We start from the raw sequence: 16,093 nt of genomic DNA, 5'->3' as shown, positions 1-16,093 counted from the left end.
GGTGCCTACGGCCGTTCCGCTTGCAGACGGACGGCTGTCTGCAAGGCAAATTCCCTGTCCCCTACCTGATCACTCATCAGGGATGGGGAGGCCCTGGGCCGATCAGACGGCATCCGGCGTGCCCGGGAGTGCTCCCGACGCACCTTTTCGACGGCGCTCGGATTGCGATCCGGCCACACGCTAGCTAGCAGATTGATGGTTTATCCGGCTGCGGTTGCGAGCACACCTTGAGAAGAGCGGTTGCTTCCGGGCAGTTCTGCGCCGTTTTACCAGCGGCGATTGCGGACTCGGCCCGGATGCGCAACCGTGGCCCATACGCTGGTGTCCGGTGGCCCGGGCGATCAGCATGGGGCGCATCCCGTTGCAGCGGGCTCGCCCCCACTGTGGCTTCGCCTGTGCGGAGCCACAGCCATGTCACGACCATTGCCTCCGTGCGCTGCCGAATGCTTCTGTGCGCCCCCGGATGCTGCCGTGCCTCCGCCTCTGCGGCAGACTTTCCGGGGCGACCGGAGAGCCGCGGGGTACGTCAGCCGTCGCCGAGAGGCTCGATGTGGAAGTCGTGCGGCTCCGTCTCCAGGTGGTCGGCGATCTGCAACAGGATCCGCGGAACCTGGTCGCCTTTGATGGCCCGCTCCTCCAGAGCCCAGAACATTTCGAGGTACGAAACGAAGTCGTCCGTGGCCGTGCTCACGGTTGCCGTGCCCCGCAGATTCTCCAGGTACACGAACGGCGGCATGTCCTGCTCGAACTCGAAGAGCGTGAACGGTCCTTGCGAGGCGGCGTGGGCGCCGCGACTGAAGGGAAAGATCATGATGCTGCGGCGGGGATGAGCCGCCAGCTCGGCCAGCCGGCGCAACTGCCCCCGCATGACGCCGGGGCCGCCCACCTGTCGGCGTATCACCGACTCGTCCAGGATGAAGTAGCTCTCCGCATGGTCTCGTTCGAGTGCTTCCTGACGCAGCATGCGCGCCTCGAGCATTCGCTGATGCTGCTGTTCGGAGAAGTCCGTCGGCGTGTAGGCACGAATGATCGCCATGGCGTACTCCTCGGTCTGCAGCAGACCGGGCATGACCAGGGGCTGGAAACCGCGGGTGACGAACGCCGACGACTCCATGGCGAGAAAGCTGAGGAAGTCCTTGTCGTAAATGTCCCGGTACTCGGTGAACGGCATCTTCCGGCTGCCCCGAGCAAGGTTCAACAGCACCTCCACAGTGGCCGGATCGACAGTCTCGTACAGCCCCAGCAACGAGCGTAGATCGTTGACGGAAATACCCACTTCGCCGGCCTCGATGCGCAGCAGCTTGCTGGGAGACCATTCCATGCGCTCCGCCACCTGGCGCTGTGTCATCCGGGCGGCAGTCCTGTACTCCCGCAACTTGGTGCGCAATTGCAGCCGCTGTATCGCGGGACTTCTGCTGTTCGGCGTGGTCATTCGTCCCCCAATCTGCGGTACGGCCGATTGTCGCATCACCAAGTGAGAAACAGCTGACCTGAAGAGCGCACAAAGCAAGCCGTCTTTGTGCATGTTCCCAAACAGGGATGCATCGCCTCCCTCACCTCACCCGTACCACTGGGCAACGCCGCGCCCAGGGACCCGGCTTCAGAGGCCGACGCACCCCGAACAGAGAGCCATCGAGGGCCGACCGGACCCCGCTGCACACGAGCGGGAACACGGCGCAAAGCATTGATGTGTGCCCCGTCTCGCATGTGCTAAGGCATGCCTTCTCACCGCACGCCTGCCTGCTGCGGTGCGTTCGACTCCCTCAGGAACCGTGGACCGCATACCCATGCCGCGCACCCGAGGGCTCCGGAGGCCCTGACTCCTCCGAGCGCCCGGGCCGGCCCGCTGGCGGGCCGGATGGACGGCAAGACGCCTGTACCGCACACCGGTCAAGCGATCGGCGATCCGCCGACCCACCCGATCGGGATCGGATTTCTCGGTCCCGCCTCCGGGGGCGAGACGATGGGCCGGTATTCGGCTGCTCGGGCGTCGCTCGGCTGGCATCATGCAAGCCGTGAGTTCCCGGCATGTGCGTTTCGAACGCTTCAGAGATCCTGGGGGCAGGCTGTGGCGTCACGGCGGCCAGGTCCTGGTGCGATGCCCTCGATGTGAGGGTTGCGCGACGGTGACCCGTCAGATGGCCGACGGGAACCCATTCGTCGGCGCCGCGAGACTTGTGTGTCAGGGCTGCGGCTGTACACGCCAACTCCATTCCCGGGGTCAGGAAACGGCTGGCCCGGTCGACCCCTTCTTCAGGCTGCCGTTGTGGTTGCAGGCTGCCTGCCGCGGGGAGACGCTCTGGGCGTACAACGCCGAGCATCTCGCGGTGCTCACGGGCTACGTCGGTGCCGGACTGCGCGAGCGGACGGCAGCGCCGAGTGCGTACACCATGGTCGAGATTCTGCCGCGATGGATGAAGCTCGCCAGACATCGCGGCGAGGTGCTGCGGATCCTCGACCGCCTTCATCAGTCTCTGCCGGAGTGAACCAGCGTCCCGTGGCGCCCTGCATCGCAGTCGGGCCGCACGCACGTCCTCCCTACGGAGCGCCGGTGGCGACGGCGGCAGTCGGTGAGCCAGGGTGCAGCCCTCTTCACGGCACGCATTGTGCACCGAGTCGATCGCGCAGAGGGATCCATCCAGCTCGCCGCCGGCACCGAGCTCGGCAGGCACCGGACGGTGGAGCTCGGGTCACACCCGAGCCTTCGACCACTCACTGAACCGCCCACCGGCCGTTGCCCCTGACAGCCCGAAGGAGACGGTCGAGAGGTGCTGCCATGCGCAGCCCGATGTGGCGACGAACCCGATCGCCGCCAGGGCCTCCCGGTCGCCATGTCGGCGCCGACCACCGCCCTGTTGCCGCGACGGCGCTTCCGGCAGCAGCCGCTCGACAGTCCCCACGAGCTGTCGCGTCTACGTCGTGCTTGTGCAGGTGGTCTCCGTCCAGGTCGCCTGGAGGTCCCTGCTGACGATGGTGAGAGTGCCGTCCCAGCAGGCGATCTCGTGGCTGCAGCCGTCCCTGTGCGGCAGGATCTCGTCGAGAATCACCGTCCAGATGTCCGTTCCTCGGTCCTCGTCGGCGGGATCGACGATGAAGCGGGACACCCCTGCGTAGCGGATCAGCAGGTCTCGCTCGTGCTTCCGGCAGTTGTGCCGGAACTCGACCTCCATCTCCTCACCACCGGCGCCCCGAACGGCCCGAAGCGTCAGGTCCTTCACGCATCGCTCGCTGCGAAAGTCGTAGTGGTCAGTGTCAGTGGCGAAAGCCCGGGCGCCCGGCGGCAGATCACCGGAGACCGAGGAGAGGTGGCTCAGGTAGCGAGCCGGGTCCAAGACCCCTGACAGGTCGCCGACCTGAGCGTCGAGATTGACATGCCGCACCGGCAAGCACCCCCGCTGATGGCTTTCTACTGGCCGTCGAATCGTCGCACACGCGTCGCATGAGACGACGTCCAACTGATCGTTTCAGAATGCCGTCCGACGCAGGTGCGGGAGGCGTCGGGCGGGCTGATCGCGCACGCGGCCCGTGATCGACGAAGAAGGGACGCGCGGTGCGTGCCTACGGCTGTGCGGGGTGCTCACCGGCGGCCGTGTACTGCTCGTCGGTGACCGGTTCCAGCCAGGTGGTGCCGTCACCGGTGCCGTCGCCGACCACCAGGGCGAGGTGCGCCATGAGGGTGGTGCCGGTGGCGCCGTGCCAGTGCTCCTCGCCGGCCGGGCACCTCACGGTGTCGCCGACGCTGACGCGGACGACCTCGCCGTCGCGGGTGCCCACCAGGCCGACACCGTCGGTCACGTAGAGAACCTGCCCCAGCGCATGCGCATGCCAGTGGGTGCGGGCTCCGGGGGTGAAGCGCACCAGGGCGGCCGCCAGCCGGGCCGGCTCGGCGGGTGCCGAGATCATGTTGAGGTAGACGTCGCCGGTGAAGCGCTCGGCCGGGGCCCGAGGAGGTTCTCGACGCCGTGGCGAACGCGCTCCAGCTGGACGACGCCGAGCGCGCGCATCTCTACGACCTGGCCCGCGCCGCCGCGAAGCGTCCTGCCCGCCGGGCCAGGCGCGCCCGCGGGCCGCTCCCGGACAGCGTTCTGCGCGTGCCGCACTCCATGACCGACTCCCCGGCCTTCATCCGCAACGGCCGTCCGGACATCCTCGCCGTCAACGATCTCGGCCGCGCCCTGTACTCGCCGTTGTTCACCCACGACGCGTCCCGGCAGGTCAACATCGCCCGCTTCCAGTTCCTGGACCCGCGCGGCCGCGACTTCTTCCCCGACTGGGTCGGGTCCGTGAACACCACCGTCGCCCTGCTGCGCACCGAGGCCGGGCGTGCCCCGCATGACGGCGAGCCGACCGGGCTGGTCGGCGAACCCGTCACCCGCAGCGAGGAGTTCCGCACCGCCTGGGCCAAGCACAATGTGCGCCTGCACCACACCGGCCGCACGTCCTTCCGCCACCCTGCCGTCGGCGTGATCACCCTCGATTTCGACGCGATGGAACTGCCCGCCCGGCCCGGCCTGACCCTCACCGCCTACCGTGCCGCCCCGGGTACCCCCGACCATGACGCTCTGCGGCTCCTCGCGAACTGGGCCGCCACCGAGCACCCGCACCCCACCGACACCGACACCGGCACCGGCACCGGGGCGAACGAGGGTCACTCACGGTAGCGGCGTCGGCATCGGTGCCGGCATCGGGCCCACACAGCAGGAGCGGCTACGGCAACCGTGCCGCGCAGGCGCGGCGACAGCGACGCCCTCCCGTGCCCCGCCGGCCGGGTGCCGCGGTCACGTCGTGCGGGACTCGGGCGGCGGGGTCAGGACCCAGCGGATGGTCCGGGTGAGGGCCTGGCCCGTGGGGCGTACGGCGAGATTCTCGACGACCGGGACCCGTGGCAGCCACAGCATGCCCCGGGCCCAGGGCGGGAGCAGCACGACGGCGTTCGCGGCGAGCCCGCCGTAGAAGGGCCGTGCCGCGAGGGGCAGGGGCGGCCGGAACAGCAGGAAGCGGGCGGCGGCGCGGGCCTCGGCCGTGGCCTTGAGTTCCTGCCGGTACGCGGTCAGCCGCTCGGCCAGCTCGCGGCGGTCGCGCGGTGGGTCGCTGAGCCCGAGCGCCTCGGCGACCCGGGCGGTGTCGGCGACGTAGGCGTCGTACCCGGCCGCGTCCAGGGGGTGGGCTCCGAAGCGTTCGTGGGCGCGCAGGAAGCTGTCCGTCTCGGCGGCGTGCACCCAGCCGAGCAGGTGCGGATCGGACGCGTGGTAGGGCACACCCCGGGCCGTCGTGCCGCGGATCCGCTCATGGATGGCGCGGACGATGTCGACCGCCCGCTGGGCGTCCTCGGCCGTGCCGTAGGTCGTCACGGCCAGGAAGGTGCTGGTGCGCTGCAGACGGCCCCATGGATCGCCGCGGTACCCGGAGTGCCCGGCCACCGCAGCCATGGCGAGCGGGTGCAGGGACTGCAACAGCAGCGCACTCAGCCCGCCGATGAACATCGAGGCGTCACCGTGGACGATCCGGATCGGGCGGTCCGGTGCGAACCAGCGGGGGCCGGGGGTGTCGTGGATACGGGCCCGCGTCGCCGGTCCGTCGGGTCCCGCGACCCGGCGGAACAGGGCCCGGCCCAGTTGTTCACGGACTACGGTCAGCACGTTCGGCCTCCCCTCTCCTGCTGTCCAGTGTCCGTGATGTCGCCCGAATACGGGCAAAACGGCGGGTTCGGCGGCGGCCGGACGTCCGCCGTGGCGCCCATGACGGCCGCGCACGTCCTTGCGGCGACGGCAGCACCGCGTCGCACGGCGTGGCGGGAGGTGGTCGCGGGCCGCTCGCGGGGAACGTCCCGGCGCGTGTCCGACGGCAGGCGGAGGGGCCGACGGGCGCGGTCCGTCCGATGCCGTCGGAGCACGGCTGGGCGCTGCGGGCAGACGCCGAGGTCGTGGCGGCCCGGGATCGCCGACACGCCCTGGCCCCGGGAGAGCGGCCCGCGATGGCCGTCGGGACACGTCCTCCCCCCTCCCCCTCAGCCGACGGGTTCGGCGGGCTGCTGGCAGGCCCGGGTCGGCCCTTCAATCAGAAGCCACCGGTGCAGACTGCGGCCGAGCCCGCTGCGGAGGGCGCCCGTCGCGCCGACCGCTCCGCCGGCTTTCCGCCGTGCCCGTTGCCGCGGTCCGCGGCGCTAGCGTGGGGGCCATGATCGTATGGCTGAACGGAACCCACGGCGCGGGGAAGACGACGACCGGTGCGCTCGTGCAGCAACTGATCCCGGATTCGCGGGTGTTCGACGCCGAGAAGGTCGGCGAGACGCTCATGGACATCACTCCGGGGCTGCCCGGGCCCGGGGCGGAGAATTTCCAGCACTGGCCGCCGTGGCGGCCCCTCGTCGTCGAGACCGCCCGCCGCGTTCTCGACTACACCGGCGGCACCCTGGTGATGCCCATGACGGTCCTGGTCGAGCGGTACTGGCGCGAGATCAGCTCGGGCCTCTCCCGACATGCCATCCCCGTACGGCACTTCGTCCTCCACGCCGACCAGGACACCCTCCGTGGACGTATCGAAGGGGACACGGTGCTCGGCCCGTCCGCGTTCCGTCTCGCGTACCTCGCCCCCTACGCCGAGGCGGCCCGCACGTGGCTGCACGACGAGGCCGAGGTCGTCGACACCACCCACCTCACGCCTGCCCAGGCCGCCTCGCGGATCGCGGAGGCCGTCCGGAGCTGAGGTCGCCCGCTTACCGGGGCCTGGCTGACCCTCGTTCAGTTTCGTACAACCCGTGGGGTGTCCTGCGGGTCTCAGCTTCCGAGACGACGGCGGGACTCCTCGTCACCCAGGGGGCTGACATGACCACTCGCGCGATCAGACACACCTCGCTCACGATCGGGACCGCGGTCGCGCTGGCGGTCGGCGGTCTCGGTATCGCTCCGGCGCCGGTGGCGGCCGCACCGTCGGCGGCCGACGACGAGATCGTGTTCCCGCTCGGCACCAGGGGCGACCTCAATGCCTCTGTGGAGACCCTCGCCCTGGGCGGGGGAAAGCTCAGCGCGCTGGGGACGGCCGACCCCGAGACGAAGCGCGGGCTGTGGGAGTTCGACCTCCCGGCCGTCGGCGCTCCGCAGCCCGGGCCCCGGCAGCTCGCGGCGTCGCAGGTCTGGACGGACTACCCGTGCGAGGGCGTCGACCCCGCGGACTACACGTGCAGCGGGTTCTACTCCACGCTGTGGGCGCTCGGCGACGGGCGGGTCGGCTTCATGACGCCGCTCGGGGGCCAGGAGGCACTCGGCGGCGGGGCGCCCAGGAGCGGGCTCGGGCTCGGCAGGTTCTCCTGGGAGTCCCCGGACCACGTGGTGGCGGCCGGCGGTTCGTACATCGCGGTCGACGACGAGGGCGTGCAGCGCATCGGCTCCTTCGCGCCGGGCGTGCCCTACCCCGGCCAGGTCCACACCCGGTCGGTCACCGCGGTGTCCGTCTGGGGAACGAAAATCTGGAAGCCCGGCAGCACCGTCGGCACCGTCAACTCGTACGACCTCGTCTCGAAGGCGAGTTCGGCGAACGTGTCGCTCGGCTCCGGCTGCGTGCCCGACGACCTGCAGGCGGTCGGCCGCTGGCTGTACTGGCGCTGCTCAGCGTCCGGCAAGGCCGGGGTGTGGGACCACAGCATGGGCAAGAACATCCCCGTCCCCGGCGCGCTGCCCGCCGAGGTGGGCGACGGCTATCTGGTCCAGCAGTCCGGGGACACGCGGACGGTGACGCTCACCGACTTCCACCTCGGCGGGGGCCACGCCGCCACCACCTCCCCCTTCGTCACGGCCCCCGAGGGGGCGTGGGTCGGCATGCTGACCGTCGACCGGTACGGCGGCCACGTGGCCTACGTCGACGGCGAGCAGATGATCCACATCCGGCCGGTGACGGTGCCTCGGTCGCGGATCAGCCTGTTCGACTGGACGACCGACGCCACGGTGGACCTGCGGCAGGCGAGCGACCGTCTGTGGGAAGGGATCTGGCGGTTCACCCGGCCGCCCGCGTCCTGGACACTCACCGTCAAGGACGCGTACGGCACCACCGTCCGTACGCTCACCGGGAGTTCCCACGAGGGAGCCGCCGTCCGCGCCGTCTGGGACGGCAAGGACGACGACGGCGCGAAGGCGGTGAGCGGCCGCTACCGATGGACCATGACCGTGGACCCGGGCGACGGCGGCGCCGTGCGCACCCTGCCGCCCGGGGACTTCTGGCTCTCCGGTGGCCGCTCCGCCTTCCACGACACCGACACCGACGGGTACGGCGAGCTGTACACGATGACCGGCGACGGTCTGTTCGAGGCCCATCGGTTCGCCGGCGGCAGGCTGACCGACTCCCGCGGCTGGTCCGGCTGGAACCCCGGCACCCGCTTCGTCCCCGTCGGCGACATGACCGGCGACGGTTGCTCCGACATGCTCGCCCGGACCACCGACGGCGGCCTCTACCGGTATTCCGGCGGCTGCACCGGCGTCTTCCTGCCCGACGCGGAGCGCACACTGGTCGGCTCGGGCTGGAACGGCTTCGACACCGTCGTCGCCGCCGACGACTTGACCGGTGACCACCGTCCCGACCTGCTGGCCCGCCAGAGGACGACCGGTTTTCTCTACCTGTACAAGTCCAACGGCCATGGCGCTCTGGACCCGGGCGTGCGCGTCGGCACCGGGTGGAGGGGCTACGCCGTCGTCGGCGCGGCGGACGTGACCGGCGACGGCATCGGCGATCTCATCGCGCGGGACTCCGGTGGCGAACTGTGGCGCTACGACGGCGACGGCAAGGGCGGCTTCGAGCCGCGGACGCTGGTGTTCCGGGACTGGGGCGCAGGCCGCGACGCGATCGTCGCGGTCGGCGACGTCACCGGTGACGGTTTCCCCGACCTGGTCTCGCGTACCGTCGACGGCAGACTTCTGCGGAACAAGGGCTGGGGCGACGGCACGTTCAGCGCCACCTACACCCTCGGCTCCGGCTGGCAGAAGTACGGCGCGCTGTCCTAGGCGGCGTCGACGGTCGCCGGGTGGCCGCTCTGCCGCGCGCCTCCCGTGCGCGCGGTGGGGTCGGGCGCGGACCGCTTTCGCTGCCGATACGGCACGCACGACCGATCACCTACGGCAGCGCGGCCTCCGCCGGTACGCCGAGTTCGGTGAGCAGGACGCGTACCCGCCGTTCGATCTCGTCGCGGATCGGGCGGGCCGCCCCGACGCCCTGGCCGGCGAGGTCGCCGAGCATCAGCGCGCCCAGGCCGAAGACGGTGGCGAGCGAGGGGGCGGTCGGCTGGGACAGCTCGAAGGCCGGGGTCAGGTCGCAGACGCAGACCTCGCCGCGCTCACCGCGCGAGGCGATCATCGACAGCAGCCGCAGCCGCACCGGATCCCCCAGCGCCTTGGACGCGTTGGCCAGTTCCCCGGCGCGCTCCTCGTCCAAGGGGGGCGGCGAGCCCCTGGCAGCAGGCGGCGTCCCGGCCGACCACCTCGAGCCCTTGTTTCGACATTCCTCTATGTTGACGTTTTTCGATCCAAGGCGCAAGGTTGTATCAACGAACATCAATACAGGCCCGTCCGGGGCGTCGCCATGCCCCTTGCCCGAGGAGAGCGTCATGAGCGAACAGACCACCGACCTGCGCGAGACCGTCCGTCGGCGCTACGCAGCCGCGGCCCGCGACGTCACCGAGGGCGGCTCCACCTGCTGCGGCCCCCAGCCGTTCGAGGTCGACGAGAACTTCGGCTCCACCCTGTACGCCGCCGAGGAGCGCGACATCCTGCCCGCCGAGGCGGTCGCCGCCTCCCTCGGCTGCGGCAATCCCACCGCCGTCGCCGAGCTGCGCGAGGGCGAGCGCGTCCTCGACCTCGGTTCCGGCGGCGGTATCGACGTCCTGCTCTCCGCCCGCAGGGTCGGACCGGCCGGCAAGGCGTACGGACTGGACATGACCGAGGAGATGCTCGCCCTGGCCCTGGCCAACGCAGAGAAGGCGGGTGCGACGAACGTGGAGTTCCTCAAGGGGACCATCGAGGCCGTCCCGCTGCCGGCGAACACCATCGACGTGGTGATCTCGAACTGTGTGATCAACCTGTCCGTCGACAAGCCGGCCGTGTTCGCCGAGACCTTCCGCGTACTCAGGCCCGGCGGCCGGCTCGGCGTCTCCGACGTCGTCGCCGACGACACCCTCACCCCCGACCAGCGGGCGGAACGCGGCGACCACGTCGGATGCATCGCGGGCGCGCTCTCCTTCGCCGAGTACCGCGCCGGACTCGAGGCGGCCGGGTTCACCGATGTGCGGATCACCCCTACCCACACCGTCGCGGACGGCATGCACTCCGCCATCGTCCGCGCCACCAAGCCGGTGGCGCCCGAAGTCCCCGCCGGGGCGGCGGAGTCGGCCGACGCCTGCTGCGGCGTCGACGCCTGCTGCACCCCGGCCGAGTCCGCCGCCGACGCCGCGCTGACCGTCACCGAGGCCAAGACCGCGTCGGGATGCGGCTGCCGGAACGCCTAGGACGACACGACGCCCCTGCGCGCGGCGCCCACCCGGGAAGGGGCGGAAGGCCTGAGCGGCGGGTCCGCACGACCACTGCCACGGCGCCGAGAGCGACATCCGCCGCTCCCCCGAATCCGGCGCCCTCCGGCGAAATCCGGTGCCCCTCGGCGACATACGTCCCGCCTCGCGGGCAAAGCGACCAGAGGAAGGGAGGCGCACATGACGCAACGCTCCGACTCTCACGCGCCACCGTCATGGGTCATGCCCGGCAACCGGTGGGGCCCGTGGTTCTACTGGCCGATGCTCTGCCTGAGCGTCGTCCTGTTCGGCTGGCGGGTCGTCGACGGCGACAGCGCGGGCCGCATCCTGGTAGCGGCCGGCCTGGTCCTCGTCTGGGTCTGCCTGCTGGCCGCCAACCGGGCCGCGCGACGCGCACGGGCCGTGACCCGCACCCGTTAGCGGCCGAGGCGCCCGATACGTGCCCGGCACCCACGTCCCGCAGCGCGCCGCCCCTGCTCTTGCGCTTTCAGTCGCCCCTGCACGCGTCGGTAACTGATCCAGTCGAAACCTAGCCACGCGGCGACGATATCGGTAGCTTCTGACGGCACATGTAGCGAAAGGACCGATGTGAACCACAGCCCGCTGCCTCCCACGCTGCCGGACACCGACCGCACCCGTCACCGGCGCCTGCGGGAGCAGGGAAGCCTGGACCGTGCCGCGCTCGAAGCGATCCTGGACGCGGGCTTCAGCTGCCACCTCGGGGTGGTCGTCGACGGGTACCCGATGGTCGTTCCCACGGTCTACGGGCACGACGGACGGAACCTCTATTTCCACGGATCGGTGGCCAGTCGAAGCCTGGTCGCCTCGCCCCGGGCGGCGGTGTGCGTCACGGTGACGCACATCGACGGCCTTGTCCTCGCGCGGTCGGTGTTCGAACACGGCGTGAACTACCGCAGCGCGATGATCTACGGCGTCCCGCGCCCGGTCACGGACCCGGAGGAGAAGCTCGAAGGGCTGCGCCGCCTGACCGAACAGGCCGCACCGGCGCAGTGGGACCACGCCCGCCGACCGAACCGCAAGGAACTGGCGGCGACGGTTCTGCTCGCCCTCCCGCTCGAGGAGGCGTCCGTCAAGATGCGCACGGGCGGGCCGGACGACGGTGACGGCCCCGACGCCGCCCTCGGGGTCTGGGCGGGAGTCCTTCCCCTGCTCTCGACCTGGGGCGAACCCGAGACCGACCCCCTGCTTCCGGAAGGCACAGAGGTGCCCGGCCACATCCGTGCCCGCAGCGGCACCCGTCTCGGCTGACCAGCGGCCGGCCGGACCGAGCCGGGCCGGGCGTGGCCGGGTGGACATCCCTGTCGTCCCTCGTCAGCAGGCGTCGTACTTCCAGGCGTCGCCCTCCAGCGCCCAAGGCTGCTTCGTCCGGTCGAACTTGGGCAGGCCCTCCACCTTGTAGGTGGCGTGGCCGAGCTCGCCCGACACGTCGGCCTGCACGTCCGTCGCCGGGTGGTCGGGCCCGTAGTCCGCCTTGGCCTTCTGCACCACGCCGGCGTACGCGTCCTTGGTGATCTCCTTGGCGCAGCGCGCGGAGAGCATGGCGTACGCGGTATCGGTGTCGGCGGCGAAGTACGCGGCGGTGTAGACGGCGACGGCTGCCTCGAGGTCGTCGCCCTCGTGCTCGGCCGGCACACTGACCGTGGGCTCGGCGGCGGGAGTCCCGCTGTCGCTGGCGGTCGGGGAATCGCCGGACGAGGAGCAGGCGGTGAGCGCGGCTAGGAGCAGGGCCGCGGTGGCGATGGTCGCGCTGGTGCGCATGGTGGTCCCCCCTGGACGGTGATGCCAAAAAGGGCATGGTGCCACGGCCGGGACGGACGACGGTGTCGTGGGTGCGCTTTCGGCGGAGCCCTGTGACAAGGCCCCCACGGGGATGTGACAGTCCGGGCGCACCACCGGCTCGGCGCACGCTTCGCGGAGCACGCCGGGCGGCACGACCACGAAACGCGAGGACACCGATCGGCCCAGGCACGGCGCGCCTCGGTCGTGGGAGCGGCCGTCCGTGCAGGATCGACGGGGTGGCGGCCCCGCACGCGCCGCCCCGCACCGCCCCACCGTGTGAAGAGGTCCGACATGAAGCCGTTCGACCACCCTCTGTTCCCGTCCCGTGCCGCTCGCGGACGGGCCTGCGTCCCGGTCCGCACCCTCGACGTCGCGACGATCACGACATGAGCGGCGCCGCGCGCGGGGACGCGTCGGGCGGCGGCCGTTACGGCGAGGCCGTCTTCCGTCCCGAACAGGCGGGCGAGGGCGAGCGCATCGACTTCGGCGCCCTCGCCTACGACGACACCACCATGGCGCGGCTGCGGGCTCTCGGGGTCGGGCCGGGGTGGCACTGCCTCGACGTGGGCGCCGGCACGGGCACGGTGTCCCGCAGGCTCCTGGAGGAGGCCGGGGTGGCCAGTGTGCTCGCCGTGGACCGCGACGTACGGTTCCTCGAAGCGCGGCCCGTGCCCGGACTGGACGTGCTGGAGGCCGACATCAGCGCGCCGGGCGCCGTACCCGGCGTGTTCTCGCTCGTCCACGCCCGCTTCGTGCTGATGCACCTGCCCGAGCGCGACGATCTGATCACCGCGTTGGCCGGACTCGTCGCGCCCGGTGGTGTGCTGGTGCTCAGCGACGCGGTCGACCTGACGAGCGACCGGGCGCCCGGGACGCCGTACAGCACGGTGATGCGGGCGATGTGGCAGGGGCTGCGGGCCACCATCGGCACCGACGTCTCCTGGGTGCCGTCGTATCCGCAACTGCTGCGTGCGGCGGGGCTCGACTCCGTCGCCGCCGAGATCCATGTGCCGCCGCTGCTGCCGGGCAGTCCGATCAGCCGCTTCTGGGCGGACACATGGGAGCGGAGCCGGGCGGCGATGCGCGCGACCGGTCTCGTCGACGACTCGGCGATCGACGACGCGGTGCGGTACCTGGACTCCGCCGCGTGCGCGGCACTGTCGGCCGGCATGCTCACCGTGTGGGGGTGGAAACCCCAGGGGGGTCCGCGATGACCCGCCACGGACTCGGCAGCCCCTCCTGGAATCCGCCGGGGCCGTGAACCGAAGGGTGATCCGCTCCCGGCAGGGCGGGTCAGGCGGGCTGCCACAGCTCGATCCGATTGCCCTCCGGGTCGGTGACCCAGCCGAAACGCCCGACGCCCTCCATGTCCTGGGTTTCCTCGGCGATCTCCGCTCCCTCGGCGCGCAGTTGCGCGAGCATCGCGTCCAGGTCGCGGACCCGGAAGTTCAGCATGGTCCGCTGGGTGCGGGACCCGAAGTAGTCGGTGCCGGACTCGAACGTCGCGAACACCGTCGGCCCGGCTCCCTGACGCCACAGGCCGTTCTCATCGGCGTCCAGGCCGAGGGCGTCGCGATACCAGGCGCTCAGGGCCGCCGGGTCGTCGGCCCGCAGGAAGTACCCACCGATTCCAAGCACACGTTCCATGCCGCCATCCTGCCAGGACGGCGATCGGACGGACCGGCACCACACCACCGCCCCGCTGCACCGCCGTGTCCCCGTGCGGGCAGGTCCGGAGCACGGCCGAGGGGCGGTGACCGAAGTGGCGTGATCGGGCAGGCGCCGGGCGGCCCAGGCGGCGGCCGGCCGACGAGGCCGAGGTCGCGCCCCGCGGCGGCCGGCAGACGCCGCAGGTCCGTCACGGGGCGCTCGACGAGCGGGCTGCCGGAGTGCTCGGCGTCGACGGTCAGCCGGTCCCTGGCGGCTCACCGGCCCGCGCGGTGTCGGCCTTCGGTACGCGCACTCGACCGGCCGTCTCGCTACCGGTGGCGGCCGCGGCGGTCGTGTCGATCGGGCGGAGTCCGGGGGCGGCGGTCGTGTCGGTCCGCCGGAGTCCGGGTGCGGCAGGTGTGGCGGTCGGCCGGGCTGCGGGTGTGACCGTCGTGTCGGTGGACCGGAGTTCGGGTGTGGTGGTGGGTGCGGGGCGGTTCCGGCGGCCGGGGCAGGCCGCCGCGAGCAGCAGCGCCGCGGCGGTCAGGGTCGCCCCGGCCGCGGCCACCGAAGGCAGCGAGCGGTCGTGGGCCAGCAGGAGGCCTCCCAGCCAGCTGCCGAGCGCGATACCCACGCAGAAGGCCGAGTTGTTGATGGTCAGGGCCATCGTCGGCGATGACGGGCGGACGGTCGTGACGGTCTGGGTGTTGAGCGCCGGGATCGTGCCGAAGTAGGCGGCTCCGAGGAGGCAGAAGAGGACGGCCACGGCCCACCGGCTGCCCGGCAGCAGGGCGAGCAGCAGCAGGCCGGCCGTGGCCGCGCCCAGGGTGACGAGCACGGCCGCGTACGGGGAGCGGTCGGCTGCCCGGCCGCCCACCGTGTTCCCGACGATGCCGCCCGCGCCGTAGACCAGCAACAGCACCGTGACGGCCTGTGGGCCGAACCCCGCCGCCTGCGTGAGGTAGGGCGACGCGTAGGTGTAGAGGGCGAACACCCCCGCGGTGCCGAGCGTGATGACCAGGGCGACGAGCAGCAGGGGGCCGGGGAGACGGAACCGCGGCCGGGTGGTTCCGGGAGCCGTCGGCCGGGCGCCGGGCGTCGACGGCGGGGGCTCGGGCACCGTGCCCCGCAAGAGCAGGAGGGTGGCGGCCAGGCTCAGCGCGGCCAGCGCCCAGAAGGTCGCGCGCCAGCCGAGGAGGTCGCCTATCAGCGTGCCGGCGGGGACGCCGACGACGCTGGACAGACCGATGCCGAGGGTGATCCTGGCGCCCCAGGCCGCCCGGCGGTCGGCGGGCGCCATGTCCCGGGCCGCCGTCGCCGTCCACTACGGCCGCAACCAGGCGGCCGCCGACGAGGTCGTCGCCGGCATCCGCGCACAGGGCGGCGCCGCGTTCGCGGTCCATGCCGAGCTGGGTGTCGCCGGGGACGTGGAGACCCTCTGGGCGGCCTACGACCGGCAGGCCCTGGAACACTCCGACGGCGCCGACCTCGACATCCTGGTCAACAACGCGGGCATCACACCGCGCGGCGAGATCGAGGAGACCACCGTCGAGGCGTTCGACGAGGCCGTCGCGGTCAACATGCGGGCGCCGTTCTTCCTCGCGCAGCAGGGGCTGAAGCGCCTGCGCAACGGCGGCCGGATCATCAACGTCTCCTCCGGGGCGACGCGGATCGCGCTCACCGACATCATCGCCTACGCCATGACCAAGGGGGCCATCGAGGCCTTCACGCTGACGCTCGCCAAGTCGCTCGGCGGTCGCGGCATCACGGTCAACTCGGTGGCCCCCGGCATCATCGACACCGACATCAACGCCTCCTGGCTGCGGGGCAACGAGGCCGCCGAGCAGTCGGCCGCCGCACTCTCCGCCCTCGGCCGCGTGGGACGTCCCGAGGACGTCGCCGACGTGGTCGCCTTCCTCGCCTCCGACGACGGACGCTGGGTGACCGGCCAGGTCGTCGACGCCACCGGCGGTTCCCAGCTCTGACCCGGTGACCGGCCCGTCCGGCCGGATCCGGAGCCATGCACGGGTGTCAACGGGGACACCGCGACATCGCGACATCGCGCAGGACAGACACTCTGCACAGGGAGGCCCCATGCACGTCGTCATCGCCTGGTGGGACGGGACACGCGGCGCC

General features: G+C 71.7%; 15 protein-coding genes and 3 pseudogenes. 9 read left to right on the top strand and 9 right to left on the bottom strand.

The features are described from left to right. Positions 1-526: 526 nt before the first annotated feature. Complete coding sequence (locus J2X68_RS04290) at positions 527-1,432, bottom strand: helix-turn-helix transcriptional regulator (RefSeq protein ID WP_310431069.1); 906 nt, start codon at positions 1,430-1,432, stop codon at positions 527-529. Positions 1,433-2,126: 694 nt separating this feature from the next. On the opposite strand from J2X68_RS04290, the gene J2X68_RS04285 reads away from it, so the two are divergent. Further along, positions 2,127-2,486, top strand: coding sequence for a hypothetical protein (locus J2X68_RS04285; RefSeq protein WP_310431375.1), 360 nt, complete (start codon positions 2,127-2,129; stop codon positions 2,484-2,486). Positions 2,487-2,609: 123 nt separating this feature from the next. Here the strand turns inward: J2X68_RS04285 and J2X68_RS04280 are convergent. The 3 genes and pseudogenes from J2X68_RS04280 to J2X68_RS04270 all read right to left on the bottom strand — a co-directional run. Beyond that, positions 2,610-2,900: pseudogene (locus J2X68_RS04280) on the bottom strand (transposase); the annotation flags it as partial. A 12-nt stretch (positions 2,901-2,912) separates the two neighbouring features. Next, positions 2,913-3,170, bottom strand: coding sequence for a hypothetical protein (locus J2X68_RS04275; protein ID WP_310431068.1), 258 nt, complete (start codon positions 3,168-3,170; stop codon positions 2,913-2,915). A gap of 388 nt (positions 3,171-3,558) precedes the next feature. After that, complete coding sequence (locus J2X68_RS04270) at positions 3,559-3,903, bottom strand: cupin domain-containing protein (protein WP_310431067.1); 345 nt, start codon at positions 3,901-3,903, stop codon at positions 3,559-3,561. Between the two features lie 41 nt (positions 3,904-3,944). Here J2X68_RS04270 and J2X68_RS04265 point away from each other — a divergent pair. Beyond that, a pseudogene (locus J2X68_RS04265) lies at positions 3,945-4,661 on the top strand (transcriptional regulator); the annotation flags it as partial. Positions 4,662-4,778: 117 nt separating this feature from the next. Here the strand turns inward: J2X68_RS04265 and J2X68_RS04260 are convergent. After that, entirely contained in the window at positions 4,779-5,639 is an 861-nt protein-coding gene (locus J2X68_RS04260; protein WP_310431066.1) for an oxygenase MpaB family protein, read from the bottom strand. Between the two features lie 538 nt (positions 5,640-6,177). Here J2X68_RS04260 and J2X68_RS04255 point away from each other — a divergent pair. Both J2X68_RS04255 and J2X68_RS04250 read left to right on the top strand, forming a co-directional pair. Then, on the top strand, positions 6,178-6,705 hold the full coding sequence (locus tag J2X68_RS04255) for an ATP-binding protein (protein WP_310431065.1): 528 nt from the start codon (positions 6,178-6,180) through the stop codon (positions 6,703-6,705). Between the two features lie 119 nt (positions 6,706-6,824). After that, on the top strand, positions 6,825-8,990 hold the full coding sequence (locus tag J2X68_RS04250) for an FG-GAP-like repeat-containing protein (protein WP_310431064.1): 2,166 nt from the start codon (positions 6,825-6,827) through the stop codon (positions 8,988-8,990). Between the two features lie 109 nt (positions 8,991-9,099). Here the strand turns inward: J2X68_RS04250 and J2X68_RS40250 are convergent. Continuing rightward, a pseudogene (locus J2X68_RS40250) lies at positions 9,100-9,484 on the bottom strand (ArsR/SmtB family transcription factor). 105 nt (positions 9,485-9,589) lie between these two features. On the opposite strand from J2X68_RS40250, the gene arsM reads away from it, so the two are divergent. From arsM to J2X68_RS04230, 3 genes are all read left to right on the top strand, one after another. Beyond that, positions 9,590-10,486, top strand: a complete 897-nt coding sequence (gene arsM / locus J2X68_RS04240; protein WP_310431063.1) for an arsenite methyltransferase — start codon at positions 9,590-9,592, stop codon at positions 10,484-10,486. 243 nt (positions 10,487-10,729) lie between these two features. Then, positions 10,730-10,927, top strand: a complete 198-nt coding sequence (locus J2X68_RS04235; protein WP_310431062.1) for a hypothetical protein — start codon at positions 10,730-10,732, stop codon at positions 10,925-10,927. 168 nt (positions 10,928-11,095) lie between these two features. Next, complete coding sequence (locus J2X68_RS04230; protein ID WP_310431061.1) at positions 11,096-11,776, top strand: pyridoxamine 5'-phosphate oxidase family protein; 681 nt, start codon at positions 11,096-11,098, stop codon at positions 11,774-11,776. Positions 11,777-11,839: 63 nt separating this feature from the next. Here the strand turns inward: J2X68_RS04230 and J2X68_RS04225 are convergent, their stop codons facing one another. Next, a complete protein-coding gene (locus J2X68_RS04225; RefSeq protein WP_310431060.1) occupies positions 11,840-12,286 on the bottom strand; it encodes a hypothetical protein in 447 nt (148 codons plus the stop codon). A 407-nt stretch (positions 12,287-12,693) separates the two neighbouring features. On the opposite strand from J2X68_RS04225, the gene J2X68_RS04220 reads away from it, so the two are divergent. Further along, positions 12,694-13,521, top strand: a complete 828-nt coding sequence (locus J2X68_RS04220; protein WP_310431059.1) for a methyltransferase — start codon at positions 12,694-12,696, stop codon at positions 13,519-13,521. A 79-nt stretch (positions 13,522-13,600) separates the two neighbouring features. Here the strand turns inward: J2X68_RS04220 and J2X68_RS04215 are convergent, their stop codons facing one another. Together J2X68_RS04215 and J2X68_RS04210 are read right to left on the bottom strand one after the other, a co-directional pair. Beyond that, complete coding sequence (locus J2X68_RS04215) at positions 13,601-13,954, bottom strand: VOC family protein (RefSeq protein ID WP_310431058.1); 354 nt, start codon at positions 13,952-13,954, stop codon at positions 13,601-13,603. A gap of 259 nt (positions 13,955-14,213) precedes the next feature. Then, positions 14,214-15,257, bottom strand: a complete 1,044-nt coding sequence (locus tag J2X68_RS04210) for an MFS transporter (RefSeq protein ID WP_310431057.1) — start codon at positions 15,255-15,257, stop codon at positions 14,214-14,216. On the opposite strand from J2X68_RS04210, the gene J2X68_RS04205 reads away from it, so the two are divergent. Next, on the top strand, positions 15,205-15,942 hold the full coding sequence (locus tag J2X68_RS04205; protein WP_310431056.1) for an SDR family oxidoreductase: 738 nt from the start codon (positions 15,205-15,207) through the stop codon (positions 15,940-15,942). The two genes, J2X68_RS04210 and J2X68_RS04205, sit on opposite strands and share 53 nt — an antisense overlap. Positions 15,943-16,093 lie beyond the last annotated feature (151 nt).

Source organism: Streptomyces sp. 3330, assembly GCF_031456635.1.
GTDB lineage: Bacteria > Actinomycetota > Actinomycetes > Streptomycetales > Streptomycetaceae > Streptomyces.
Note: the sequence above shows the minus strand (reverse complement) of the source record. Positions and strands in the feature narration are given on the sequence as shown.

Excerpts from the sequence above, each read along its gene's own strand:
- J2X68_RS04290 (WP_310431069.1), bottom strand. The coding sequence starts at position 1,432 with ATGACCACGCCGAACAGCAGAAGTCCCGCGATACAGCGGCTGCAATTG.
- J2X68_RS04275 (WP_310431068.1), bottom strand. The coding sequence starts at position 3,170 with ATGGAGGTCGAGTTCCGGCACAACTGCCGGAAGCACGAGCGAGACCTG.
- J2X68_RS04270 (WP_310431067.1), bottom strand. The coding sequence starts at position 3,903 with ATGATCTCGGCACCCGCCGAGCCGGCCCGGCTGGCGGCCGCCCTGGTG.
- J2X68_RS04255 (WP_310431065.1), top strand. The coding sequence starts at position 6,178 with ATGATCGTATGGCTGAACGGAACCCACGGCGCGGGGAAGACGACGACC.
- J2X68_RS04250 (WP_310431064.1), top strand. The coding sequence starts at position 6,825 with ATGACCACTCGCGCGATCAGACACACCTCGCTCACGATCGGGACCGCG.
- arsM (WP_310431063.1), top strand. The coding sequence starts at position 9,590 with ATGAGCGAACAGACCACCGACCTGCGCGAGACCGTCCGTCGGCGCTAC.
- J2X68_RS04235 (WP_310431062.1), top strand. The coding sequence starts at position 10,730 with ATGCCCGGCAACCGGTGGGGCCCGTGGTTCTACTGGCCGATGCTCTGC.
- J2X68_RS04225 (WP_310431060.1), bottom strand. The coding sequence starts at position 12,286 with ATGCGCACCAGCGCGACCATCGCCACCGCGGCCCTGCTCCTAGCCGCG.
- J2X68_RS04220 (WP_310431059.1), top strand. The coding sequence starts at position 12,694 with ATGAGCGGCGCCGCGCGCGGGGACGCGTCGGGCGGCGGCCGTTACGGC.
- J2X68_RS04215 (WP_310431058.1), bottom strand. The coding sequence starts at position 13,954 with ATGGAACGTGTGCTTGGAATCGGTGGGTACTTCCTGCGGGCCGACGAC.
- J2X68_RS04205 (WP_310431056.1), top strand. The coding sequence starts at position 15,205 with ATGCCGAGGGTGATCCTGGCGCCCCAGGCCGCCCGGCGGTCGGCGGGC.
- J2X68_RS04210 (WP_310431057.1), bottom strand. The coding sequence starts at position 15,257 with ATGGCGCCCGCCGACCGCCGGGCGGCCTGGGGCGCCAGGATCACCCTC.